Genomic DNA, 23,943 nt, shown 5'->3' on the forward strand with positions numbered 1-23,943 from the left:
TATCGCCAAGCCGTGCTAAAACAGTGCCGCCAAGGAACTGCTGCCACCATAACAACAAGGAATCACCATGAAACGTAGCTTGACCGTTCTTGCCCTGCTGATTGTCGCGCTCGCTGCAGGGGCCGGCGGGTACGTCTTCAGCAAGCAGCCGACACGCCAGGGCATGGTGGAGCTGCAACACCTGCAAGGTTCGGTCACCGTGCGCTACGACGAGCGCGGCATCCCGCACATCCGCGCCGAGAACGAAACCGACCTGTACCGCGCCCTCGGGTACGTGCACGCCCAGGACCGGCTGTTTCAGATGGAAGTCCTGCGCCGCCTCGCCCGCGGAGAGCTGGCCGAGGTACTGGGCCCGAAACTGCTCGACACTGACAAGCTGATGCGCAGTCTGCGCATTCGTGAACGCGCCGACACCTACCTGGCGAGTCTGGACCAACAGTCGCCGACCTTTATCGCCATGCAAGCCTATCTGGACGGCATTAACCAGTATCAGGACAGCCATCCAAAACCCGCAGAGTTTGACGTTCTGGGCATCCCCAAACGCCCGTTCACTGCTCAGGACACCATCAGCATCGCCGGCTACATGGCTTACAGTTTTGCCGCGGCGTTTCGCACCGAACCGTTGCTGACCTACGTGCGCGATCAACTGGGCGCCAACTACCTGAACATCTTCGATCTCGACTGGCAGCCCAAAGGTGTGCTCAACGGCAGCACGCTGCCCCTGGCCAGTACCGACTGGAAAGACCTCAATACCCTCGCCCGCCTTAGCGAACACGCACTCGCCGACAACGGTTTGCCGCAGTTCGAGGGCAGCAACGCCTGGGTCGTCTCTGGCGGCCGAACCAAAAGCGGCAAACCGCTGTTGGCCGGCGACCCGCATATCCGTTTTTCCGCGCCGTCGGTGTGGTATGAAGCGCACCTCTCGGCGCCGGGCTTTGAACTCTACGGCCACTATCAGGCGTTGATGCCGTTCGCCTCCCTCGGGCTGAACCGCGATTTCGGCTGGAGCATCACCATGTTCCAGAACGACGACCTCGATCTGATCGCCGAGAAGGTCAACCCGGACAACCCCAATCAGGTCTGGTATCGCGGCAAGTGGGTGGACATGGTGACCAGCGAACAGCAGATCGCGGTCAAGGGCCAGGCGCCGGTGACACTGGTGCTGCGCCAGTCGCCCCACGGTCCGATCGTCAACGACGCGCTAAGCAGCAGCGTCGGCAAAACACCGATCGCCATGTGGTGGGGGTTTCTAGAAAGTCAGAATCCGATCCTTGAAGGCTTCTATCAGCTCAACCGCGCCGACACCCTGGCCAAGGCGCGCAGTGCCGCGGCGAAGGTTCAGGCGCCGGGGCTGAACATCGTCTGGGCTAACGCCAAGGGCGACATCGGCTGGTGGGCAGCAGCGCAATTGCCAAAACGACCGGCGGGTGTGCGTCCGGAGTTCATCCTCGACGGCAGCACCGCTGAAGCTGACAAGGAAGGCTTCTACCCGTTCAGCGCCAACCCACAGGAAGAGAACCCGGCACGCGGTTACATCGTCTCGGCCAACTTCCAGCCGGTATCGCCGACCGGCATGGAGATTCCCGGTTACTACAACCTGGCCGATCGAGGTGAGCAGCTTAATCGCCAGCTCAGCGACAAAACCATCAAGTGGGATCTGGACGCCAGCCAGAAGCTGCAACTGGGCACCACCACTGCCTACGGCCCGCGCCTGCTGGCGCCGTTGCTGCCGGTATTGCGTGAAGGGGTGAGCGATCCCGCCGAGCTCAAACTGGTCGAGCAACTGGCCCAGTGGAAAGGCGACTACCCGCTCGATTCCACCAGCGCCACGCTGTTCAACCAGTTGCTGTTCAACCTGGCTGACGCGACGATGCACGATGAGCTAGGCAATGACTTCTTCGAAACATTGCTGTCGACCCGGGTGATTGATGCGGCATTACCACGACTGGCCGCGACCTCCGATTCGCCGTGGTGGGACAACCGCAACACCCTCGGCAAGGAAACCCGCGCCGATACGGTCAAGGTTGCGTGGCAAGCCAGCATCGCCCACCTCAAGACCACCCTCGGCACCGATTTCGCGCAATGGCAGTGGGGCAAGGCGCACACGCTGACGCATGGCCATCCGCTGGGGCAACAAAAGCCCCTGGATCGTCTCTTCCATGTCGGCCCGTTCGCGGCGCCAGGCACCCACGAAGTGCCGAACAACCTTTCGGCGAAAATCGGTCCGGCGCCATGGCCAGTGACGTATGGTCCGTCGACCCGCCGCCTGATCGACTTCGCCGACCCCGCCCACAGCCTGACCGTCAACCCGGTCGGCCAGAGCGGCGTGCCGTTCGACAGCCACTATGACGACCAGGCTGAGGCGTTTATCGAAGGGATTTACTACCAGGCGCATCTCAATGAAGAAGAAGTCACGGCCAATACGCGGAGCACGTTGAAGCTGTTGCCGGCGCGGGCTACACCTTAAAAATCAAACCATCGCCGCAAAGTTCAGCCTGAACTGCTGCGGCGTCACCCCCAGCCTGCGGTTGAACACACTGCGCATGTGCTGGGCATCGCGAAACCCGCACTGATAAGCCACGGTTTTAAGCGGCGAATTTGTGCTTTCAAGCAGCACCCGCGCCGCATCCACCCTGGCCCGTTCGACGAATTCCGCCGGGGTGATTTTCGCTTCTTTGGCAAACACCCGTGAAAAGTTGCGGGCACTCATGTTGGCGGCGTTGGCCAGGTCGGCAATCGTCAAATCGCCCGTCAGGTTGGCCAACACGTAGAGCTTCGCCAGTGCCACAGCAGAAGTGGGTTCGGCGTGTGGCGTGAGGAATGGGCTGAACTGTGACTGCCCGCCGGAGCGCTGAGTGAACACCACCAATCGTTTTGCCACACTCAATGCGACTTCCGGCCCGTGATCCCTGGCCAGCAAGTACAGCGACAGGTCAATCCCCGCCGTGACACCCGCCGAGGTGTAGAGGTCGCCGTCCTCCACGTAAAGGCGATCAGCTTCGACCTGAGTCAACGGGCACAACTGCGCCAGCGCCGCGGCGTCGCCCCAATGGGTGGTCACCGTTCGCCCTTCCAGCAATCCGGCCCGGGCGAGCATGAACGCGCCGTTGCAGATCGAGCCAAAGCGTTGCGCCAGCGCGCAGGCATCGCGCAGCCAGGCATCGAATGCCGCACCGAAATCCATGAACGGCAACTGCGGCCCACCGGCCACCAACAGCAAGTCATAGGCCGCCAGCGCTTCGCTGAAATGCCGATGGGCATTGAGTGTCAAACCGTTGGAACACGGCATAACCCCGCGCTCGACGCCGATTACCTCCAGTCGATAGTGATCGTGCGGCTCGAGGAAACGGTTGGCTTCTGAAAACACATCCATGGGACCGGTGACGTCCAGGGACTGAACGCCTGTGAACACCACGATGGCAACGGTTTTACTCATGGCTCAACTGCCTCTATGGATCACACTTACCTGTGGCGAGGGGATTCATCCCCGTTGGGCTGCGAAGCGGCCCCAAAAAGCCTGGGAGCGCTGCGCACTCCAACGGGGATAAATCCCCTCGCCACAAAAGCTTATTCACCGAGACCAACCCTAGTCAATCCTCGCGCAACAAGCGAGGTTGGCGCGATGTGCCTGCTTATTGGCAGGGATCGCAGCCATGGATCGATTGTCCGGTTTCGGGTGCGCGGACAGACTGAACCCATCAGCGCCGCCACGGCGTTCCCCAAAGGAAAGCACCATGAGCAGCACCATCGCCGGTATCAAAATCCCCGACAGTGCGTTGGCCAAGGCCACCACGGAATACATTCGCGACGTCGAATCAGACCTGCTGTATCACCACTCGCGTCGGGTATTTCTGTTCGGCGCATTGAGCGGTGAACGCAAGCACCTGGCCTACAACCCCGAACTGTTGTACGTCGGCGCAATGTTCCATGACTTGGGTCTGGTGGAAGGTCATCGCACTGACGACGAGCGCTTCGAAGTCGATAGCGCCAACGCTGCCAAAGCGTTCCTCAAACCCTACGGTTTGTCCGACGACGATATCGAACAGGTCTGGTTGTCGATTGCTCTGCACACCACACCGGGTGTGCCGCAACATCTGCGGCCTAACGTAGCGCTGGTCACCGCCGGTGTCGAGATGGATGTGTTAGGCATCGATTACGCGGCGTTCCCCAGCGCGCAACGCGAAGAAGTGGTGCATGCCCACCCCCGTGGCGAAGGGTTCAAGGAGTGTATCCTGTGTGCGTTCGCCAACGGCTTCAAACACCGGCCGGACACCACGTTCGGTACTGTAAACGCTGATGTGCTGGTCGACAGCGAGCCAGGCTTCAAGCCGATGAACTTTGTCGAGATCATCCGCAAGTCGCCTTGGGTGGCTTGACCTGATCGTTCCCACGCTCCGCGTGGGAATGACTCTATGGACGCTCCGCGTCCACTGTGACGCGGAGCGTCACGGGCTGTATTCCCACGCGGAGCGTGGGAACGATCATCATGTGTTACTTAAGCCGCTTCCGGCGCCGGGGCGCGACGAGCGTCCGGTTGTTTCCAGGAGTCGGCAGCACCTTCTTCGATCGCCTGCTGAATCGCACGCTTGCGCGCTTCTTCGGCACGGCGACTGAAGAACCAGACCAGGAACGTCATCAGCGATACCGCCAGCAGAATCAGGCTGGCCACGGCGTTGATCTCGGGCTTCACGCCCAGACGCACCGCTGAGAACACTTCCATCGGCAGGGTCGTGGAACCCGGCCCCGAGACGAAGCTGGCCAACACCAGGTCGTCCAGGGACAGGGCGAAGGACATCATGCCGCCGGCACCCAGCGAGGGCGCGATCATCGGAATGGTGATCAGGAAAAACACCTTCCACGGCCGCGCACCGAGGTCCATGGCCGCTTCTTCAATGGATAGGTCCAGCTCACGCAAGCGCGCCGACACCACCACCGCCACATAGGCTGAACAAAAGGTCGTGTGGGCGATCCAGATGGTGACGAGGCCGCGTTCCTGCGGCCAGCCAATCATCTGCGCCATCGCCACGAACAGCAGCAACAGCGACAGACCGGTGATCACTTCGGGCATCACCAGCGGTGCGGTAACCAAGCCACCGAACAGCGTGCGACCCTTGAAGTGAGTGATCCTCGTCAGCACGAAGGCCGCCAATGTACCCAGCGCCACCGCCGCAATCGCCGTGTAGCAGGCAATTTCCAGCGAGCGCACCACCGAGCCCATCAGTTGCGTGTTGTCCATCAAGCCGACGTACCACTTGATCGACCAACCACCCCACACCGTCACCAGTTTCGAGGCGTTGAACGAGTAAATCACCAGGATCAGCATCGGCGCGTAGATGAACAGCAAGCCCGCTATCAGCATGAAACTCGAGAAACGGAAGCGCTTCATTATCTGCCCTCCATTTCTTTGGCCTGGCTACGGTTGAACAGGATGATTGGCACAATCAGGATCAGCAACATAACCACTGCCAGGGCAGACGCCACCGGCCAGTCGCGGTTGTTGAAGAATTCTTGCCAGAGCACTTTACCGATCATCAGGGTTTCCGGGCCGCCGAGCAGTTCCGGGATCACAAACTCGCCCACCACCGGGATGAACACCAGCATGCAGCCGGCGATGATGCCGTTCTTGGACAGCGGAATGGTGATCTTCCAGAAGCTGTTGAAGGTGCTCGAACCCAGGTCCGATGCAGCTTCCAGCAGACTGTTGTCGTGCTTCACCAGGTTGGCGTAGAGCGGCAGGATCATGAACGGCAGGTACGAATACACAACCCCGATATACACCGCGAGGTTGGTGTTGAGAATCTGCAGCGGCTCGTCGATCCAGCCCATGGTCATCAGGAAACCGTTGAGCAGGCCGTTGTTGCTGAGGATGCCCATCCACGCATACACACGGATCAGGATCGCGGTCCAGGTCGGCATCATGATCAGCAGCACCAGCACCGTTTGCATCTCTTTGCGGGCGCTGGCGATGGCGTAGGCCATCGGATAACCGATTGCGAGACAAAGGATGGTGCTGATCAGCGCCATCTTCAACGAGCCGAGGTAAGCGGCAATGTACAGTTCGTCGCCGGCCAGCATCGCGTAGTTGCCGAGGTTCAGCAGCAACTGCAGTTTCTGTTCGGCGAAGGTATAGATCTCGGTGTACGGCGGAATGGCCACGTCGGCTTCGGCGAAGCTGATCTTCAGGACGATGAAGAACGGCAGCATGAAAAACAGGAACAGCCAGATGAACGGAACGCCGATGACCAGCTGGCGACCACCGGGAATTAGTCGGTTGAGGCGGCGTTTGAATTTGCGCAGGTTCATGAGCGAAGTACCACGCCGCTGTCGTCTTCCCACCACACGTAAACCTGGTCACCCCAGGTCGGACGCGCGCCACGGCGCTCGGCGTTGGCGACGAAAGACTGGACGATCTTGCCGCTCGGCAGCTCGACGTGGAACACCGAGTGACCGCCGAGGTAGGCGATGTCATGCACCTTGCCACTGGACCAGTTGTACTCGCAAGTCGGCATGTCCGGGGTCACCAGCAGCTTTTCCGGACGGATCGCGTAGGTCACGGATTTGTCCTGCACCGAGGTGCTGATGCCGTGACCGACGTAGATGTTGCGGTCCAGATCCTTGCAGGTGATCAGCGCATGGCCTTCGGCGTCGTCCACCACTTCACCGTCGAAGATATTGACGTTGCCGATGAACTCGCAGACCAGACGGCTGGTCGGGGTTTCGTAGATGTCGATCGGGCTGCCGATCTGGGCGATCCAGCCCAGGTGCATGATCGCGATGCGCTCGGCCATGGTCATGGCCTCTTCCTGGTCGTGGGTCACCATGACGCAGGTCACCCCGACCCGCTCGATGATCTCGACCAGCTCCAGCTGCATTTGCGAACGCAGCTTCTTGTCCAGCGCACCCATCGGTTCATCGAGCAGCAGCAGCTTCGGTCGCTTGGCCAACGAACGCGCCAGGGCCACACGCTGACGCTGACCGCCGGACAATTGATGCGGCTTGCGCTTGGCGTACTGGCTCATCTGCACCAGTTTGAGCATGTCGGCCACGCGAGCATCGATTTCCGCGCCGGAAAGCTTGTCCTGCTTGAGGCCGAAGGCGATGTTCTGCGCCACGGTCATGTGCGGGAACAAGGCGTAGGACTGGAACATCATGTTGATCGGCCGCTCGTACGGCGGCATGTCCGTGATGTCGACACCATCGAGGAAAATGCGCCCCTCCGTGGGCCGTTCGAAACCTGCGAGCATGCGCAGCAAGGTGGATTTGCCCGATCCCGAACCGCCGAGCAGGGCGAAAATCTCGCCTTTCCTGATTTCCAGGGACACATCGTCCACGGCAATCGTCTCGTCGAACTTCTTCGTGACCCGGTCGATTTTGACCAGCACCTGTTTAGGTGACTGGCCGCCCTCGAGGGCTTTCTTATAGGCGCCGGAGGCAACTGCCATTTACGAAACTCCCAACAAAATTTGCAGTTCGCCCCAGGTGAGCGAACCTTGGATAGTTTGAGCCTTGCAGCTATTTACCCGACTTGACCTTGGTCCAGCTGCGGGTCATCAAACGTTGAATGTTTGGTGGTAACTCGATAGACACGTAAGTCTTGTCGAGGACTGCTTGCGGTGGATAAACCGATTCGTCAGTGCGAATGGACTGCTCCATCAATTTGTCCGACCCTGGGTTAGGGTTGGCGTAACCCACGTAATCACTGACTTGGGCGATCACCTCGGGTTTCAGCAAATAGTTGATGAAGGCGTGGGCCTCCTTGGCGTTGGCCGCATCCTTGGGGATCGCCAGCATGTCGAACCAGAGCGCGCCGCCCTCTTTCGGAATCGAGTAGGCGATGTTCATGCCTTTGCCGGCCTCGGCCGCGCGGGCCTTGGCCTGGAACATGTCGCCGGAAAAACCGATCGCCACGCAGATATCGCCGTTGGCCAGGTCCGCGATGTATTTGGAAGAGTGGAAGTAGGTCACGTAAGGCCGCACTGCCAGCAACTTGGCTTCGGCCTTTTTGTAGTCTTCGGGGTTGGTGCTGTTGGCGTTGAGGCCCATGTAGTTGAGGACCGTGGGCATCATTTCATCGGCGGAGTCAAGGAACGCCACGCCACAGCTGTGCAGCTTCTTGATGTTCTGCGGCTCGAACACCACATCCCAGGAATCGATCTTGTCCAGGCCAAGTACCGCCTTCACTTTGTCGACGTTGTAACCGATGCCGTTAGTGCCCCACAGATAGGGCACGGCGTACTGGTTACCCGGATCGTTTTGCTCCAGGCGCTTGAGCAGCACCGGGTCGAGGTTGGGATAGTGGGTCAACTTAGACTTGTCGAGCTTCTGGAAAGCGCCCGCCTTGATCTGCTTACCGAGGAAGTGGTTGGAGGGCACGACCACGTCGTAACCGGTACGCCCGGCCAGCAACTTGCCTTCCAGGGTTTCGTTGGAATCGAAGACGTCATACACCGGCTTGATGCCGGTCTCTTTCTGGAAGTCAGCCAGGGTGGTCGAACCGATGTAGTCCGACCAGTTATAAATATGCACAGTGCCAGCCGCCTGGACACTAACGGCAAGCGTCAGTCCGGCGCCGACCAGCAGTGCATTGCGCAATAAAGAAAAAATAGGCACGTGGAGGTCCTCTAAAATTAGTTGGGCCCAAGTTGCCCCGCGTTACATGACAGCCATGGCTGCTTGGCAACAAAACCGGCGCGCAACTTACTCTCGAAAAACCGTTCCAGCAAAACTTTTATGCAAAGACCTGTAGCAGCTGCCGAAGGCTGCGTTCAACGGCGAAGCCGTTGTGCTGTCGAAAAGCGGAGGTCCTCGGACCTCAACGCAGCCTTCGGCAGCTGCTACAGGGTTTTACTTATTTACCGGATTTAATCTTGGTCCAACTGCGAGTCATGATCCGCTGGGCGGCGGCCGGCAAGTCGGCAATCGCGTACAGCTTGGCCAGCACGTCCGCTGGCGGGTAGATGCCTGGGTCGGCGGTGATTTCTTTATCGACCAATGCGGTGGCGGCCGCGTTTCCGTTCGGGAAGCGTACGGCGTTGGTAATTTCAGCCATGATTTCCGGCTTCTGCAGGAAGGTCATGAACTTGTAGGCGCCTTCGACGTTTTCGGCATCTTTAGGGATGGCGACCATGTCGTAGAAGCTGCCCGCACCTTCTTTCGGAATGTTGTAGCTGACTTTCACCTTGTCACCGGCTTCAGCCGCGCGGGACTTGGCCTGGTAGATGTCGCCCGAGTAACCGACGGCGACGCAGATGTTACCGTTAGCCAGGTCAGAGATGTACTTGGACGAGTGGAAGTAGCCCACCGAAGGACGAATCTTCAGGAACAGTGCTTCGGCTTCGGCCAGTTGTTTTTTGTCCTGGCTGTCGGTTGGATAGCCCAGGTAGTGCAACGCCACCGGAATCATCTCGGTTGGCGAATCAAGGAAACTGATACCGCACGACTTCAACTTGGCGGCGTTTTCAGGTTTGAAGATCAGGTCCCAGGAATTGGTGGGCGCATCGGCACCCAGTGCAGCCTTGACCTTCTCGGCGTTGAAGCCGATACCGATCGAACCCCACATGTACGGGAACGCGTGTTCGTTGCCCGGGTCACTCACCGATACCGCTTTAAGCAGGTCAGGGTTCAGGTTCTTCCAGTTAGGCAGTTTGGACTTGTCCAGCTTCTGGTAAACACCGGCCTTGATCTGCTTGGCCAGGAAGTTGTTCGACGGTACGACGATGTCGTAGCCGGACTTGCCTGCCAGCAACTTGGCTTCCAGGGTTTCGTTACTGTCGAATACGTCGTAAACAACCTTGATCCCCGACTCGGCTTCGAACTTCTTGACGGTGTCCGGTGCGATGTAATCGGACCAGTTGTACACGTGAAGAACCTTGTCGTCCGCCTGAACTGCGCCCGCCATCACGCCCATCAGGGACATGGCGAGGAGGGTCTTGCCAGCTATCTTCATACCTAATGCCTTCATGGGTAATGCTCCAATTTTTCTTTTTAACCACGTTCTTGTTAACCAAGAGCCAGCGGCCTATTCCTGGGCAACTAAAACAACCGGTAGTCTGGCAAGATCCGAGGCAGGCTTTCAAGGAAAGACCCATCCTTTGTTTGCGCTGAGCGAAATGCGAACTTCGCACCCCGCTCAGAGCCTAGCACTTAGCCCTGCAACGCACTCAGGGTCAGGTCCAGACACTTGCGTGCCTTGGTCACCAACTCATCGATTTCAGCCGGTGTAATCACCAGTGGTGGAGCAATGATCATGGTGTCGCCGACGGCGCGCATGATCAGGCCGTTTTCGAAGCAGAACGTGCGGCAAATCATGCCGGCGCCCTTGCCTTCGTAACGCTTGCGCGTGGCCTTGTCCTGCACCAGTTCGATCGCCCCCAGCAGCCCCACGCCGCGGACTTCCCCCACCAACGGGTGATCGCTCAGTTCCCGTAGACGCTTTTGCAAGTAGGGTGCCGTTTCTGCATGAACGCGCTCGATAATTTTTTCTTCGCGCAGGATACGGATGTTTTCCAGTGCCACCGCGGCGGCCACCGGGTGCCCGGAATAGGTGAAACCGTGGTTGAAATCGCCGCCCTCGTTGAGCACCGCAACCACTTCGTCACGCACGATCAGGCCACCCATAGGGATGTAGCCGGACGTCAGGCCTTTGGCGATGGTCATCATGTCGGGTCTGAGGTCGAAGAAATCGCTACCGAACCACTCACCGGTACGGCCGAAACCACAGATCACTTCGTCAGCCACGAATAGGATGTCGTACTTGGCGAGGATTTCCTTGATGCGCGGCCAGTAGGTGTCTGGCGGAATGATCACGCCGCCGGCGCCCTGGATCGGCTCGGCGATAAAGGCACCGACGTTGTCCACGCCGACTTCCAGAATCTTCTCTTCCAGCTGATTGGCCGCCCAGGTACCGAACTCTTCCGGCGTCATGTCGCCGCCTTCAGCGAACCAGTACGGCTGCGCGATGTGGACGATGCCCGGGATCGGCAAATCGCCTTGTTCGTGCATGTACGTCATGCCGCCCAGGCTCGCGCCGGCCACGGTGGAACCGTGATAACCGTTCTTGCGGCTGATGATGACTTTTTTCTTCGGCTGGCCCTTGATCGCCCAGTAGTGACGAACCATCCGCAGCATGGTGTCGTTGCCTTCAGAGCCGGAACCGGTGAAGAACACGTGGTTCATGCCTTGCGGCGCGATGTCGGCGATGGCCTTGGCCAATTCCAGCACTGGCGGGTGAGCCGTCTGGAAGAACAGGTTGTAGTAAGGCAGTTCGCGCATTTGTTTGCTGGCGGCATCGGCCAGTTCATCGCGACCGTAACCGATCGCCACGCACCACAGGCCGGCCATGCCGTCGAGAATCTTGTTGCCTTCACTGTCCCAGAGGTAAACGCCCTTGGCGCTGGTGATGATCCGCGGGCCTTTCTCTTTCAGCTGCTTGAAGTCGCTGAACGGGGCCAGGTGGTGATCATTGCTCAGGGTTTGCCATTCACGGGTTTGCGGATTGTTGCTGGTCATGCGAATTCTCCTAAGATTTGCAGTGACGGCGCCGCCAAAATCAGCGGCGCCCGGCGTATCAGACGGCGAAGAGCAGGAATTCCCGCTCCCACGAACTGATCACGCGCTTGAAGTTTTCATGCTCGGCCCGCTTGACCGCGACGTAGCCAGTGATGAATTTCTTGCCCAGGTATTTCTCGATAGTCGCGCTGTGCTCCATGCGTTCCAGCGCGTCTTCGATAGTCAGCGGCAGGCGCAGGTTGCGGCGTTCATAGCCACGCCCCACCACCGGCGCACTCGGGTTCAAGCCTTCAACCATGCCGATGTAACCGCAGAGCAGGCTCGCGGCAATCGCCAGGTACGGGTTGGCGTCGGCGCCCGGCAGGCGGTTTTCCACCCGACGGTTTTGCGGCCCGGCATCCGGAACCCGCAGGCCCACGGTGCGGTTCTCTTCGCCCCACTCCACGTTTACCGGTGCCGAGGTGTCCGGCAGGAAGCGGCGGAACGAGTTGACGTTAGGCGCAAACAGCGGCAACAGCTCGGGGATCAGTTTCTGCAAACCACCAATGTGGTTCAGGAACAACTGGCTCATGCTCCCGTCTTCATTGGAGAAGACGTTCTTGCCGGTTTCGATGTCGATGATGCTCTGGTGCAAGTGCATCGCACTGCCCGGCTCGCCGGTCATGGGCTTGGCCATGAAGGTGGCTGCCACGTTGTGCTTGAGCGCGGCTTCGCGCATGGTGCGCTTGAACACCAGAATCTGGTCAGCCAGGGACAGGGCATCGCCGTGACGGAAGTTGATTTCCATCTGCGCCGTGCCGTCCTCGTGGATCAGCGTGTCGAGGTCCAGCTCCTGCAATTCGCACCAGTCGTAGACGTCTTCGAACAACGGATCGAATTCGTTAGCCGCTTCAATCGAGAAGGACTGGCGACCCGTTTCCGGGCGACCTGAGCGGCCAATCGGCGGTTGCAACGGGAAGTCCGGGTCTTCGCAACGCTTGGTCAGGTAGAACTCCATTTCTGGCGCCACGATCGGCTGCCAACCCCTGTCGGAATAGAGTTTCAGAACCTTTTTCAGCACGTTGCGCGGCGACAGCTCGATCGGGTTGCCTTGCTTATCGTAGGTGTCGTGAATCACTTGGGCAGTCGGTTCGATAGCCCAGGGCACCAGGAACACCGCGTTCTGGTCGGGACGGCAGATCATGTCGATGTCGGCCGGGTCGAGCAGTTCGTAATAGATGTCGTCTTCGACATAGTCGCCGGTCACGGTCTGCAACAGAACGCTCTCGGGCAGGCGCATGCCTTTTTCGGCAATGAACTTGTTGGTCGGCGAAATCTTGCCCCGGGTGATCCCGGTCAAGTCGGCGATCATGCATTCGACTTCTGTGATCTTGTGGTCTTTCAACCAATCGGTGAGCTGGTCGAGGTTGTTACTCATAAATGCCTCTTAGGCTTGGTTTCCTGACTCTTATAAGTCAGGCGTTGTTTGACGCATCGGCGTCGCGTGATACAGATTGCCACTGCAATTGCCGCGCACAAATACCCGCCCGGGCAGTGGCGCGGGTCAACGAGAGCATAGTGGTACGTGCAGAATCATGAGCAGGAACTGACGCATTGGCTGGGCCGTTACAGTGAAACAGTTCTATATTGGAAGGAGAGCGAGTAAAGAGAATGCAATCCGGGCCGTCCAGAATATCGGACGGGGCCAGCAGAACCGCCGGGGAAGGAAGAGTCAACGGCACGCCTTTGGCAATGAAGGCCCCAGCGTGAACGCAACGATCGCCACTGATGTGATAAGCATGCAGACCGATCTGCCTAGAGCAGATGGTGACGCCGATTAACGGCAGGCGAGACATGAAGCACCCCGGTATTATTGCTGTTATGGGTTTGAATCGAGCTTAGCCTTGTTCATTTTTTTACACAACACCCCCGTAAAAAATACAACACGGCCCGCTCAAACCCGCGGGCGCCAAAGCGCTCAAAGGCATAAAAACGCCCCAAACTGCCTCAAAAAAGCCCTACGGGCGCTTTTTTAGGGCAAAAAAGGCCTCGCTTGACTTCGGCATGCCGTTCGGGTTGACTGAAACCCGAAGAGATCAATGATTGATATTTTTAACAACAAAGGTGTTGCATCATGTCGGTACCCCCGCGTGCCGTTCAGCTTAACGAAGCGAACGCGTTCCTTAAGGAACATCCTGAGGTTCTGTACGTTGACCTTCTGATTGCGGATATGAATGGTGTGGTGCGCGGCAAGCGCATTGAACGCACCAGTCTCCACAAGGTTTACGAGAAAGGCATCAACCTGCCGGCCTCTCTATTTGCTCTGGATATCAATGGCTCGACGGTGGAAAGCACCGGTCTGGGCCTGGACATCGGCGATGCTGACCGAATCTGCTATCCAATCCCTGACACCCTCTGCAATGAGCCCTGGCAGAAGCGCCCTACCGCGCAACTGTTGATGACCATGCACGAACTCGAAGGCCAGCCGTTCTTTGCTGACCCGCGAGAAGTGCTGGCCAATGTAGTGCGCAAGTTCGACGACATGGGCCTGACCATCTGCGCCGCGTTCGAACTGGAGTTCTACCTGATCGACCAGGAGAACGTGAACGGTCGTCCGCAACCGCCACGCTCGCCGGTGTCCGGCAAACGCCCACACTCGACACAGGTTTACCTGATCGACGACCTCGACGAATACGTCGACTGCCTCCAGGACATTCTGGAAGGTGCGAAAGAGCAAGGCATCCCTGCCGACGCGATCGTCAAGGAAAGTGCCCCGGCGCAGTTCGAAGTGAACCTGCACCACGTGGCCGACCCGATCAAGGCCTGCGACTACGCAGTTCTGCTCAAGCGCCTGATCAAAAACATCGCCTACGACCATGAAATGGATACCACCTTCATGGCCAAGCCTTACCCGGGCCAGGCGGGTAACGGTCTGCACGTCCACATCTCGATTCTTGATAAAGACGGCAAAAACATTTTTGCCAGTGAGGATCCCGAGCAGAACGCCGCACTGCGTCACGCGATCGGCGGTGTGCTCGAGACCCTACCGGCGCAGATGGCTTTCCTCTGCCCGAACGTCAACTCCTACCGTCGTTTCGGCGCACAGTTTTACGTGCCGAATGCACCGTGCTGGGGTCTGGACAACCGTACTGTTGCGGTGCGCGTGCCGACCGGTTCCGCCGACGCGGTCCGTCTGGAACACCGCGTTGCCGGCGCCGATGCCAACCCGTACCTGCTAATGGCTTCGGTCCTGGCAGGCGTGCACCACGGTCTGACCAACAAGATCGAGCCAGGCGCACCCGTGGAAGGCAACTCCTACGAGCAGAACGAGCAAAGCCTGCCGAACAACCTGCGCGATGCATTGCGCGAGCTGGACGACAGCGAAGTCATGGCCAAGTACATCGATCCGAAATACATCGATATCTTCGTCGCGTGTAAAGAGAGCGAGCTGGAGGAGTTCGAACACTCCATCTCCGACCTTGAGTACAACTGGTACCTGCATACCGTGTAAGCGATTGCAGTAAAAACAACGCCGCAGGCCTCACAGCTTGCGGCGTTTTTTTATGGGTTCATTCAGTAGGACCACGGTGGATTCATCGCGAGCAAGCTCGCTCCCACAGGAGATCTCCTGCGTACGCGACATCTGTGTTTCACATCGATCAAATAATGAAATGGCTACCCCCGCCGCCCCCTGTGATCGCCCACTAAGCTTTCACAGGGGGCCTATCGGAGACCGTTGCCATGAACAAAGTAGCTATTGCCGCCATCGACCTGGGAAAACACTCCTTTCACCTGCATGCTCAAGATGATCGTGGTCATGAGCTCCAGCGCAAAAAGTTTACTCGAGTGGCGCTGATCCAACACCTGGCGAACCTCGATCCCTGCATCGTCGTGATGGAAGCCTGTGGCGGCGCCCACTTCATGGCGCAGGAGGTCGCAAAGCTGGGACATACGCCCAAGCTCATTGCGCCTCATCTCGTGCGTCCTTATGTGAAAAGCAACAAGAACGACTTCGCTGACGCCGAGGCGATCTGCGAGGCAGCGACCCGCCCAACGATGCGCTTTGTCGCCCCCAAGACCCAGGCTCAGCAGGCGTTGGCCATGCTCAACTCGACACGGGATTCGTTCATCAAAGACCGCACCGCGACCGTCAATCGGATTCACGCAGCCCTTCTGGAGGTTGGCGTCAGCTTGGCCCCAGGCTTCAAATCGATCAACGATCTGCCGACGCTACTTGAGGCGAGTTCATTTTCTGAAGACATCAAAATAATTCTGACGATGCTACATGAGCACTTCAACTACCTGAATGAGCGGATCAAGGCACTGGATAAGCGAGTGCAATGCCAGGCCGCTGAAGATGATCTGGCATCTCGTTTGATGACCATGCCGTGTGTCGGCCCGATCACCTCCACCGTCCTGGCTGCCGAGTTGGGTGATGGCAAACAGTTCAAATGCGGGCGAGGCTATTCGGCCTCGATCGGGCTGGTGCCCAAACAGCATTCCACGGGCGGCAAGACCGTTCTATTGGGCATCAGCAAGCGCGGTGATCGCAACCAGAGGCGCCTGCTCATCCAGTGCGCCCGTGTCTACTTGATGCAGCTGGAGCGCCAGAAAGGCTGGCTGGCGGACTGGGTCCGGCAGCTATTAGCCCACCATCACTCCAACCATGTGGTCTGCGCGCTGGCCAATAAGCTGGCGAGGATCGCCTGGGCGATTGCGGCACACCACTCTGAATTCGATGCAGGGCCAACCGCGATGAACGCCTGACCCTGCTGTCACCCGAGCACCACCCACCTGGTTTTGCGATGCTGGATAACAGATGACGTGAACGGCCAACCGGCCTGACGACAACCCTGAGCTCCCACACGGCTGAAAGGCCGTTCGAATAATTAGGATCGTCGGGCATCGATTCTCATCGAGGCGCGGGGGCCACAACCCCACTCAGACGCCGGATAGATGAAAGCAAGCCAACCACGCATCAAAAACAGTATTGCAGAAAAGGGGGTAACCATAGATGTGGGAGCGAGCTTGCTCGCGATGGCGGCCGGGCAGACAACATAGATGCCTGCTCGTACAATGCCCGCTGCCCTGCAGGAGACACCAATGACTCGACTCGCCACCCCACGCAAACCCCGCGCACGCAGCCAGGCCCGGATCGATTCAATACTCGATGCCGCCCGCACGCTGCTGGCTGCCGAGGGCGTGGCCAGCCTGTCGATCTACAGCGTCGCCGAACGCGCGGAGATCCCGCCCTCCTCCGTCTACCACTTCTTTGCCAGCGTCCCGGCGCTGCTCGAAGCCCTGACGGCCGACGTCCACGCGGCGTTCCGCGCCTGCCTGCAAGCACCCATCGACCACAACGCCCTGAACGGCTGGCGCGATCTGTCGCGACTGGTGGAGCAACGCATGCTCGACATCTACGACGAAGACGCCGCCGCCCGCCAGCTCATTCTTGCCCAGCACGGGTTGACCGAGGTCACCCAGGCCGACCGTCAGCACGACATCGAACTCGGCGACCTGATGCACAAACTCTTCGACCAGCACTTCGAGCTGCCGACGCTACCGACCGACGTCGATGTGTTTGCCCTCGCCATGGAACTCGGCGACCGCGTCTACGCGCGCTCGGTGCAACAACACGGACAGATCACCCCGCGCATGGCCGAAGAGGGCATGCGGGTATTCGACGCCTACCTGGGCCTGTATCTGCCGCCCTACCTGCCGAAGCGCCCCGCGCTCTGATCGTTCCCGCGCTCTGCGTGGGAACGATCAATTACAGAGCCGAACGCGCTTACAACTTGGCAATCGACACCTCAGTGGATTTCACAAACGCGATCACTTCGCTGCCGACCACCAGTTCCAGCTCTTTCACCGAGCGCGTGGTGATCACCGAAGTGACAATGCCGGAAGCGGTCTGTACGTCGATTTCCGACAACACGTCACCGAGTACGATTTCCTTGATTGCGCCTTTGAACTGGTTGCGAACGTTGATGGCTTTGATCGTCATGAGGTTGATTCCTGTCGTTGGATAAGGCTTGAGTTATTGAGCCCAACGCAATTGCGCGGGCAATGGTGAAACAGGTTCCGGTGCCGGCGGTTCGCCGGGCAACGCCAGCACGCGATTGAGGACTTCGGTTTCCAGCGCCGCCAGCCGATGGGAGCCGCGAACCCGAGGGCGCGGCAACTCGACGTGCAGGTCGAGGCCGACTTCGCCCTCCTCGATCAGGATCACCCGATCGGCAATCGCCACCGCTTCACTGACGTCGTGGGTGACCAGCAACACGGTGAAACCGTGCTGCTGCCAAAGCCGTTCGATCAGCTGCTGCATTTCAATTCGGGTCAGCGCATCCAGCGCGCCCAGCGGTTCGTCCAGCAATAGCAAACGCGGTTGATGGATCAGCGCGCGGGCCAGGGCCACACGTTGCTTTTGCCCGCCGGACAAGGCGGCCGGCCATTCATTGGCGCGGTCTGCCAGACCTACCGACTCCAAGGCTTCCAGCGCTTGTGGCCGCCAGTTGCCCGTGAGCCCGAGGCCGACGTTGTCGATGACCTTTTTCCACGGCAGCAAACGCGCTTCCTGGAACATCAGCCGGGTGTCTTCCCGCGCCTCACTCAGCGGCGCGGAACCAGCGAGCAATTCACCGCCAGTGGGTTTGTCGAGACCGGCGAGCAAGCGCAGCAAGGTACTTTTGCCGCAACCGCTACGACCGACCACGGCGACAAACTGGCCGGCCGGGATATGCAGATCGATCTCACGCAGCACCTGCCGCGAGCCGAAAGTTTTTTGCAGTTTGCGCACTACCAGCGCAATGCCGCGCAGCAGGCGTGGAGGTTGTTGAGCCGTCATGCCGCACTTCCCTTGGTCACCTGATACGCCGGGTGCCAGCGCAACCACACGCGTTCAAGTCCGCGGGCCGCGAGGTCGGCGAGTTTGCCGAGCACGGCGTACAAGAGAATCGCCAGCACCACCACGTCGGTGTGCAAGAACTCCCGGGCATTCATCGCCAGGTAGCCAATGCCGGAGCTCGCAGAAATGGTTTCCGCCACGATCAGGGTCAACCACATGAAACCGAGGGCGAAGCGCACACCGACCAGAATCGAAGGCAGCGCGCCCGGCAGAATCACCTGACGGAACAGGCTGAAACCGGACAAGCCATAATTGCGGGCCATTTCCACGAGCGCCGGATCGACGTTGCGGATGCCGTGATAGGTGTTGAGATAGATCGGGAACAACGTGCCCAATGCCACCAGGAAAATCTTCGCCGACTCATCAATGCCGAACCACAGGATCACCAGCGGAATCAGCGCCAGGTGCGGCACGTTGCGGATCATCTGTACCGAACTGTCGAGCAGCCGTTCGCCCCACTTCGACAGACCGGTGATAAAACCCAACGCCAGACCGATTCCCCCGCCGATGGCGAAGCCCAGCGTTGCGCGCCAGCCACTGATCGCCAGGTGAGTCCAGATTTCACCGCTGCGCACCAGGCTGATGCCGGCGTCGATGACCGCAATTGGCGCCGGCAAAATCCGTGTCGACAACCAGCCCGCCGACACCGACAACTGCCACACCGCCACCAGCAAAACAGGTAACGCCCAGGGCGCAAGGCTGTGGATAAGTTTCTTCATGGCGCGACTCAGCTCTGCGACGCGGCTTTGGGGAGGATGTCGTTGGCGACCATCTCACCAAACGGGCTGACGTAACCGGCGCTTTTCGGCAATTCCGGACGTTCGATGTCCAGGTGCGGGAACAGCAACTCGGCAACGCGGTACGACTCTTCCAAGTGTGGATAACCGGAGAAGATGAACGTGTCGATGCCCAGGTCCGCGTACTCCTTCACGCGGGCGGCCACCGTTGGACCGTCGCCCACCAGCGCCGTGCCAGCACCGCCGCGCACCAGGCCGACACCGGCCCACAGGTTGGGGCTGACTTCCAGATTGTCGCGGCTGCCACCGTGTAATGCGGCCATGCGTTGCTGACCGACCGAGTCGAAGCGCGCCAGAGAGGCCTGGGCACGAGCGATGGTTTCGTCATCCAGATGAGAGATCAGCCGATCCGCCGCTTGCCAGGCTTCGGCATTGGTTTCACGAACGATCACGTGCAAACGAATGCCGAAGCGCACCGTGCGACCGAGCTTCGCGGCTTTGGCTCGAACCTGCTCGATTTTTTCCGCAACAGCGGCTGGAGGCTCACCCCACGTCAAGACCATCTCGACCTGCTCTGCCGCGAGGTCTTGCGCCGCTTCCGAAGATCCACCGAAGTACAGTGGCGGGCGCGGTTGCTGAATCGGCGGGTAGAGCAACTTGGCACCCTTCACGCTGATGTGCTGACCGTCGTAATCGACGGTTTCACCTTCCAGCACGCGGCGCCAGATGCGGGTGAATTCCACCGAGGCTTGATAGCGTTCTTCGTGACTCAGGAACAAACCGTCGCCGGCCAATTCTTCCGGATCACCACCGGTGACCAAGTTGAACAACGCACGACCGCCGGACAGGCGATCCAGCGTCGCGGCCTGACGCGCGGCCACCGTCGGGGAAATGATCCCGGGGCGCAGCGCGACGAGGAATTTCAAACGCTGGGTCACCGGGATCAGAGACGCCGCTACCAGCCACGAGTCTTCGCAGGAGCGGCCGGTAGGAATCAGCACCCCGCCGAAGCCCAGACGATCCGCCGCTTGCGCGACTTGTTGCAGATAACCGTGGTCGACGGCGCGAGCGCCTTCGGAGGTGCCAAGGTAATGGCCGTCGCCGTGGGTAGGCAGGAACCAGAAAATATTGAGGCTCATGGAGTGGTCTCCTTGGGGAATCGAATTACTGAGCGTTGGCAACGGCCGCCGGTGGCGTCCAGATCACGTCTTTGATGCTCAGGGGCTTTGGAATCAGCTTGAGCTGGAAGAAGCTGTCGGCGATTTTCTGTTGCGCGGCGACCACTTCAGGCGTGAGGAACAGCGCGCCGTAGCCTTGGCGTTTCATCGAGGTCAGGGTGATGTCCGCCGGCAGGCCGAGCAGCGGTGAGACTTGTTTAGTCACGTCTTCGGGATTGGCCCTGGACCATTCGCCGACCGCACGCACTTCTTCCACCAAGGTCCTGATCACCTCTGGATTTTTCTGCGCATAAGGCTTGGTCGCGAGGTAGAACTGATGGTTGTCGACGATGCCTTGGCCATCACGCAAGGTGCGTGCTTGCAGTTGCTGTTCGGCGGCGGCCTGGTACGGGTCCCAGATCACCCAGGCATCGACGCTGCCACGCTCGAACGCGGCGCGGGCGTCGGCCGGCGGCAGGAATACGGTCTGGATGTCGGTGTATTTGAGACCGGCCTCTTCCAGTGCGCGGACGAGCAGGTAGTGAACGTTGGAGCCTTTGTTCAGGACGACTTTTTTGCCCTTGAGGTCCTGCACCGATTTGATCGGCGAGTCCTTCGGCACCAGGATCGCTTCGCTGTGAGGCGCAGGCGGTTCATAGGCGACGTAGAGCAGATCGGCGCCGGCGGCTTGGGCGAATACGGGTGGCGTTTCACCGGTAACGCCGAAGTCGATGGAGCCGACGTTCAGACCTTCGAGCAGTTGCGGGCCGCCGGGGAATTCAGTCCATTGCACGTCCACGCCTTGGGCGGCGAGGCGTTTTTCAAGTGTGCCTTTGGCTTTGAGCAGCACCAGGGTGCCGTACTTTTGATACCCGATCCGAAGCACGCCTTCCTGGGTAGAGCGTGCTTGAGCTTGAGTAATGGCGCCGAAGGTTACAGCCGCAGCAAACAGAGCGACCAGACCACGACGCAAAATGACAGTGCGCATGGCGCTCTCCTTTTTGCAGTTGGGTTTTGGCTGCACCTGCTTGGCCGTTAGCGGGCGAGTAAGGCGAGTGGATCAAATTCAGGTGTGGCTTAAGTGCTGGCTTAAATGCTCCAGCGTGCACTCAACAAACGGTCATTCAACAAGTTCGGATCGATCGGCTTGGGCCGTCGGGCCATGGCGCTGAAAAACAACTCCAGCGATTCATTCAGTCGTTGTTCCAGCTCGGGTACCAACTGCGCCTGGGCGCTGCCTTCTCCGTAAGCGATCTGGCTGTCCACGGCGAAAATCCCGTGGAGCATTTCCTGGGCTTTCAACGCCGACAGCACCGGCTTGAGCGCATAATCGACCGCCAGCATGTGGGCGATGCTGCCACCGGTGGCCATTGGCAAAACCACCTTATGGGCCAGGGCGCGCTCGGGCAGCAGGTCCAGCACGGTTTTCAATGCGCCGGAGAACGACGCCTTGTACACCGGTGTAGCGATCAGCAGACCATCGGCGTTTTCAATCTGCTGCAGCAGGTCGATGACCTTCGGGCTGTCGAAGCGTGCATGCAGCAAGTCTTCGGCCGGGAAGTCCCGTACCTGGTAACTCACCACTTCCACACCTTGCTCTTGCAGCCAACGTTGGGAGCGCTCCAGCAGCACCCCGGAACGGGAGCGTAGGCTGGGACTGCCACCGAGTGAGACGACCCGCATTCAGGCGATTCCTTGAACGGTGTTGGCGATTCGCGGCTTGCGATCTCGCGGTGATGGAGTGACCTTAACAGGTGATTTTTATATCTATAAATCATATTTATTCATTTGGTTATGCGTTTTAGATATATATGAATTCAAACAAATAGTCCGCCGAAACGGCCTTAATCCGCTGCTGATCGTTCCCACGCTCTGCGTGGGAATGCCTCTAGGGACGCTCCGCGTCCAGTGACGCGGAGCGTCACGGGCTGCATTCCCACGCGGAGCGTAGGAACGATCTCTCAACGATTCGGTTGTGGCGTCAGACGCAGGTACGGCTTCACCGCGCGATAGCCCTTGGGAAAACGCAAAAGCCCCGCCCGGCGTGATGCCGGGCGGGGCTTTTTTACTTCAGTTACGCGAGCGCTATTACAACAGCGGGATCGAGTAGCTGACGATCAGACGGTTTTCGTCCTGGTCGCGTTGGCCTGGGACGTCGTTGCGCCACATGGCGTTTTTCCACGTGAGGCCCAGGTTTTTCAGTGGACCGCTCTGGACTACATAGGCCAGGGTCAGGTCGCGTTCCCACTCGGAACGGCCAGAGCCGTTCTCGCGACCATTTGTACCAACGGTATCAATGTTGTCGCCACGCAGGTAAACGATGCCGGCAGTAGCACCTGGCAAGCCGACCTTGGCGAAGTCATACGAGTAGCGAGCTTGCCAGGTACGTTCGCCGGCACGGGCGAACTTGGCGATCTGACTGTCGGTAGTCAGGTAAGCCGACGAGCCGTCACCCTGGTTCAGCCAAGGGAAATCGCTGCTACCGTTGCTGACCTGATAACCGCCACCGAAGGTGTGACCGGCAACGGAGTACAGGAACAGGCCGCTGTACAAGTTGTTGTCGACTTTGCCCCTGCCAGCACGGAAACCCTGATAGTTACCCGAGCTGAAGTAGTTCGAGTCGTTGCCGTTAGCACCATCATCGGAGCTGTTGAAGTAGCGGAAATCAGACTTCAACACGCCCGGGCCGATAGCCCAGTTGTGAACCAGACCCAGGAAGTGTTGCTTGTAGAAATCTTCCAGGTTGCCGTAGTAGTACTGGGCCGTCAGGTCTTTGGTGATTTTGTAGTCGCCGCCACCGTAAATGAACTTGTTGCTGTCACGGCCGGCTGCAGTACGACCGTTAGCACCAGCGATCGACAACTCTTCGTTGTTGCTGGAGTTACGACCCTTGACGTGCTCGATCTGACCACCGACCAGTGTCAGGTCCTTGATCTCGTTCGTGGTGATCTGACCGCCCTGGAAGGTTTGCGGCAGCAGACGACCATCGTTGGTCACGATCACCGGCAGTTTTGGCTGCAGAGTGCCCAGTTTCAGTTCGGTCTGGGAGATCTTGGCTTTGGCAGTCAGGCCCAAGCTGGAGAAGTTATCAACCGCTTCGCCGTTAGACTTGCTTGGGAAAACAGTACCGCCATAAGAACCATAGTTTGTGCTGGTTGCAGGGCTCGCACCATTAGTGCCACCACCCGAATCCAGACGCACGCCCAGCAGGCCGATAGCATCAATACCGAAGCCAACGGTGCCTTGGGTGTAACCGGAGATGAAACGCAGGTCGAAGCCTTGGCCCCATTCTTCTGCCTTACTCTGGGTGGTATGAGCACCGGAATCACGGTTATCGTTGTTGATGTAGAAGTTACGCAGCCCCAAAGTAGCCTTGCTGTCTTCGATGAAACCGGCGGCGCCTGCCTGCTGCGCCAAAACCCCTACGGCCACAGCCAGGGCCAAGGTGGACTTGTTCATTTGTTTCGCTCCTATCGTTTCTAATTTTGTGTTCTTTGGTCTCGGGTCTAACGCCCCAGATCCAAGATGCGCGATTAGCACCAGACCGTGACTTATAAGGCAATCGTAACTATATGTGTCTACGACCAAGGTCTAACCGCAGTGATTTGGTCCCTGCAGGGAATGAATCCCTCATAAACCCAAAAGGAATTTTTTTATC

The 23,943-nt window shown here is 59.0% G+C and carries 20 protein-coding genes and 2 pseudogenes; 5 read left to right on the forward strand and 17 right to left on the reverse strand.

From position 1 onward, the window contains the following. The first annotated feature begins 67 nt into the window (after nucleotides 1-67). Nucleotides 68-2,467, forward strand: a complete 2,400-nt coding sequence (locus tag ACYZTR_RS26925) for a penicillin acylase family protein (protein ID WP_461975230.1) — start codon at nucleotides 68-70, stop codon at nucleotides 2,465-2,467. A 3-nt stretch (nucleotides 2,468-2,470) separates the two neighbouring features. On the opposite strand, the gene ACYZTR_RS26930 is transcribed toward ACYZTR_RS26925, so the two are convergent. Further along, complete coding sequence (locus tag ACYZTR_RS26930) at nucleotides 2,471-3,436, reverse strand: GlxA family transcriptional regulator (protein ID WP_461975232.1); 966 nt, start codon at nucleotides 3,434-3,436, stop codon at nucleotides 2,471-2,473. 298 nt (nucleotides 3,437-3,734) lie between these two features. Between ACYZTR_RS26930 and ACYZTR_RS26935 the strand changes: the two genes are divergently transcribed. Beyond that, the gene (locus ACYZTR_RS26935; RefSeq protein ID WP_461975234.1) at nucleotides 3,735-4,376 is read left to right on the forward strand and encodes an HD domain-containing protein; all 642 of its coding nucleotides are present in this window, start codon (nucleotides 3,735-3,737) and stop codon (nucleotides 4,374-4,376) included. A gap of 119 nt (nucleotides 4,377-4,495) precedes the next feature. Here ACYZTR_RS26935 and ACYZTR_RS26940 read toward each other — a convergent pair whose 3' ends face one another. The 8 genes and pseudogenes from ACYZTR_RS26940 to ACYZTR_RS26975 form a co-directional block, all read right to left on the reverse strand. Beyond that, nucleotides 4,496-5,386 carry an ABC transporter permease subunit gene (locus ACYZTR_RS26940; protein WP_461975236.1) on the reverse strand — a complete coding sequence of 297 codons (891 nt, stop codon included), beginning with the start codon at nucleotides 5,384-5,386 and terminating at the stop codon, nucleotides 4,496-4,498. Further along, a complete protein-coding gene (locus ACYZTR_RS26945; protein ID WP_461979904.1) occupies nucleotides 5,386-6,264 on the reverse strand; it encodes an ABC transporter permease subunit in 879 nt (292 codons plus the stop codon). The genes ACYZTR_RS26940 and ACYZTR_RS26945 overlap by 1 nt, the downstream gene beginning before the upstream one ends. Before the next feature lie 35 nt (nucleotides 6,265-6,299). Continuing rightward, nucleotides 6,300-7,442, reverse strand: a complete 1,143-nt coding sequence (locus ACYZTR_RS26950) for an ABC transporter ATP-binding protein (RefSeq protein WP_461975238.1) — start codon at nucleotides 7,440-7,442, stop codon at nucleotides 6,300-6,302. Nucleotides 7,443-7,512: 70 nt separating this feature from the next. Then, on the reverse strand, nucleotides 7,513-8,610 hold the full coding sequence (locus ACYZTR_RS26955; protein WP_461975240.1) for a polyamine ABC transporter substrate-binding protein: 1,098 nt from the start codon (nucleotides 8,608-8,610) through the stop codon (nucleotides 7,513-7,515). Nucleotides 8,611-8,848: 238 nt separating this feature from the next. After that, nucleotides 8,849-9,946: a polyamine ABC transporter substrate-binding protein gene (locus tag ACYZTR_RS26960; RefSeq protein ID WP_461979906.1), complete on the reverse strand. Its 1,098-nt coding sequence runs from the start codon at nucleotides 9,944-9,946 to the stop codon at nucleotides 8,849-8,851. A gap of 197 nt (nucleotides 9,947-10,143) precedes the next feature. Continuing rightward, nucleotides 10,144-11,508 (reverse strand): aspartate aminotransferase family protein, encoded by a 1,365-nt coding sequence (locus ACYZTR_RS26965; RefSeq protein WP_461975242.1) that lies wholly within the window; start codon nucleotides 11,506-11,508, stop codon nucleotides 10,144-10,146. A gap of 58 nt (nucleotides 11,509-11,566) precedes the next feature. Next, a complete protein-coding gene (locus tag ACYZTR_RS26970; RefSeq protein ID WP_461975244.1) occupies nucleotides 11,567-12,925 on the reverse strand; it encodes a glutamine synthetase family protein in 1,359 nt (452 codons plus the stop codon). Between the two features lie 100 nt (nucleotides 12,926-13,025). Next, nucleotides 13,026-13,343: pseudogene (locus tag ACYZTR_RS26975) on the reverse strand (gamma-glutamyl-gamma-aminobutyrate hydrolase family protein); the annotation flags it as partial. 278 nt (nucleotides 13,344-13,621) lie between these two features. On the opposite strand from ACYZTR_RS26975, the gene ACYZTR_RS26980 reads away from it, so the two are divergent. The 3 genes from ACYZTR_RS26980 (at nucleotide 13,622) to ACYZTR_RS26990 (ending at nucleotide 17,226) form a co-directional block, all read left to right on the forward strand. Further along, entirely contained in the window at nucleotides 13,622-14,998 is a 1,377-nt protein-coding gene (locus tag ACYZTR_RS26980; RefSeq protein WP_283182097.1) for a glutamine synthetase family protein, read from the forward strand. Nucleotides 14,999-15,228: 230 nt separating this feature from the next. Next, the gene (locus ACYZTR_RS26985; protein WP_461972651.1) at nucleotides 15,229-16,254 is read left to right on the forward strand and encodes an IS110 family RNA-guided transposase; all 1,026 of its coding nucleotides are present in this window, start codon (nucleotides 15,229-15,231) and stop codon (nucleotides 16,252-16,254) included. Nucleotides 16,255-16,590: 336 nt separating this feature from the next. Then, nucleotides 16,591-17,226, forward strand: a complete 636-nt coding sequence (locus tag ACYZTR_RS26990; protein WP_461975247.1) for a TetR/AcrR family transcriptional regulator — start codon at nucleotides 16,591-16,593, stop codon at nucleotides 17,224-17,226. Between the two features lie 49 nt (nucleotides 17,227-17,275). Here the strand turns inward: ACYZTR_RS26990 and ACYZTR_RS26995 are convergent, their stop codons facing one another. The 8 genes and pseudogenes from ACYZTR_RS26995 to ACYZTR_RS27030 form a co-directional block, all read right to left on the reverse strand. Continuing rightward, nucleotides 17,276-17,491: a TOBE domain-containing protein gene (locus ACYZTR_RS26995; RefSeq protein WP_007942473.1), complete on the reverse strand. Its 216-nt coding sequence runs from the start codon at nucleotides 17,489-17,491 to the stop codon at nucleotides 17,276-17,278. 33 nt (nucleotides 17,492-17,524) lie between these two features. Then, on the reverse strand, nucleotides 17,525-18,331 hold the full coding sequence (ssuB, locus tag ACYZTR_RS27000; RefSeq protein WP_461975249.1) for an aliphatic sulfonates ABC transporter ATP-binding protein: 807 nt from the start codon (nucleotides 18,329-18,331) through the stop codon (nucleotides 17,525-17,527). After that, on the reverse strand, nucleotides 18,328-19,110 hold the full coding sequence (gene ssuC / locus ACYZTR_RS27005; protein WP_461975251.1) for an aliphatic sulfonate ABC transporter permease SsuC: 783 nt from the start codon (nucleotides 19,108-19,110) through the stop codon (nucleotides 18,328-18,330). The genes ssuB and ssuC overlap by 4 nt, the downstream gene beginning before the upstream one ends. 8 nt (nucleotides 19,111-19,118) lie before the next feature. Further along, on the reverse strand, nucleotides 19,119-20,267 hold the full coding sequence (ssuD, locus tag ACYZTR_RS27010; RefSeq protein WP_461975253.1) for an FMNH2-dependent alkanesulfonate monooxygenase: 1,149 nt from the start codon (nucleotides 20,265-20,267) through the stop codon (nucleotides 19,119-19,121). Nucleotides 20,268-20,292: 25 nt separating this feature from the next. Then, nucleotides 20,293-21,273 carry a sulfonate ABC transporter substrate-binding protein gene (locus ACYZTR_RS27015; RefSeq protein ID WP_461975255.1) on the reverse strand — a complete coding sequence of 327 codons (981 nt, stop codon included), beginning with the start codon at nucleotides 21,271-21,273 and terminating at the stop codon, nucleotides 20,293-20,295. Between the two features lie 101 nt (nucleotides 21,274-21,374). Beyond that, nucleotides 21,375-21,968, reverse strand: coding sequence for an NADPH-dependent FMN reductase (ssuE, locus tag ACYZTR_RS27020; protein ID WP_461975257.1), 594 nt, complete (start codon nucleotides 21,966-21,968; stop codon nucleotides 21,375-21,377). A 278-nt stretch (nucleotides 21,969-22,246) separates the two neighbouring features. Beyond that, nucleotides 22,247-22,312: pseudogene (locus ACYZTR_RS27025) on the reverse strand (hypothetical protein); the annotation flags it as partial. Nucleotides 22,313-22,373: 61 nt separating this feature from the next. Further along, the gene (locus ACYZTR_RS27030; protein ID WP_461975259.1) at nucleotides 22,374-23,744 is read right to left on the reverse strand and encodes an OprD family porin; all 1,371 of its coding nucleotides are present in this window, start codon (nucleotides 23,742-23,744) and stop codon (nucleotides 22,374-22,376) included. Between the last annotated feature and the right edge of the window lie 199 nt (nucleotides 23,745-23,943).

Source organism: Pseudomonas sp. Hz4, assembly GCF_054898165.1.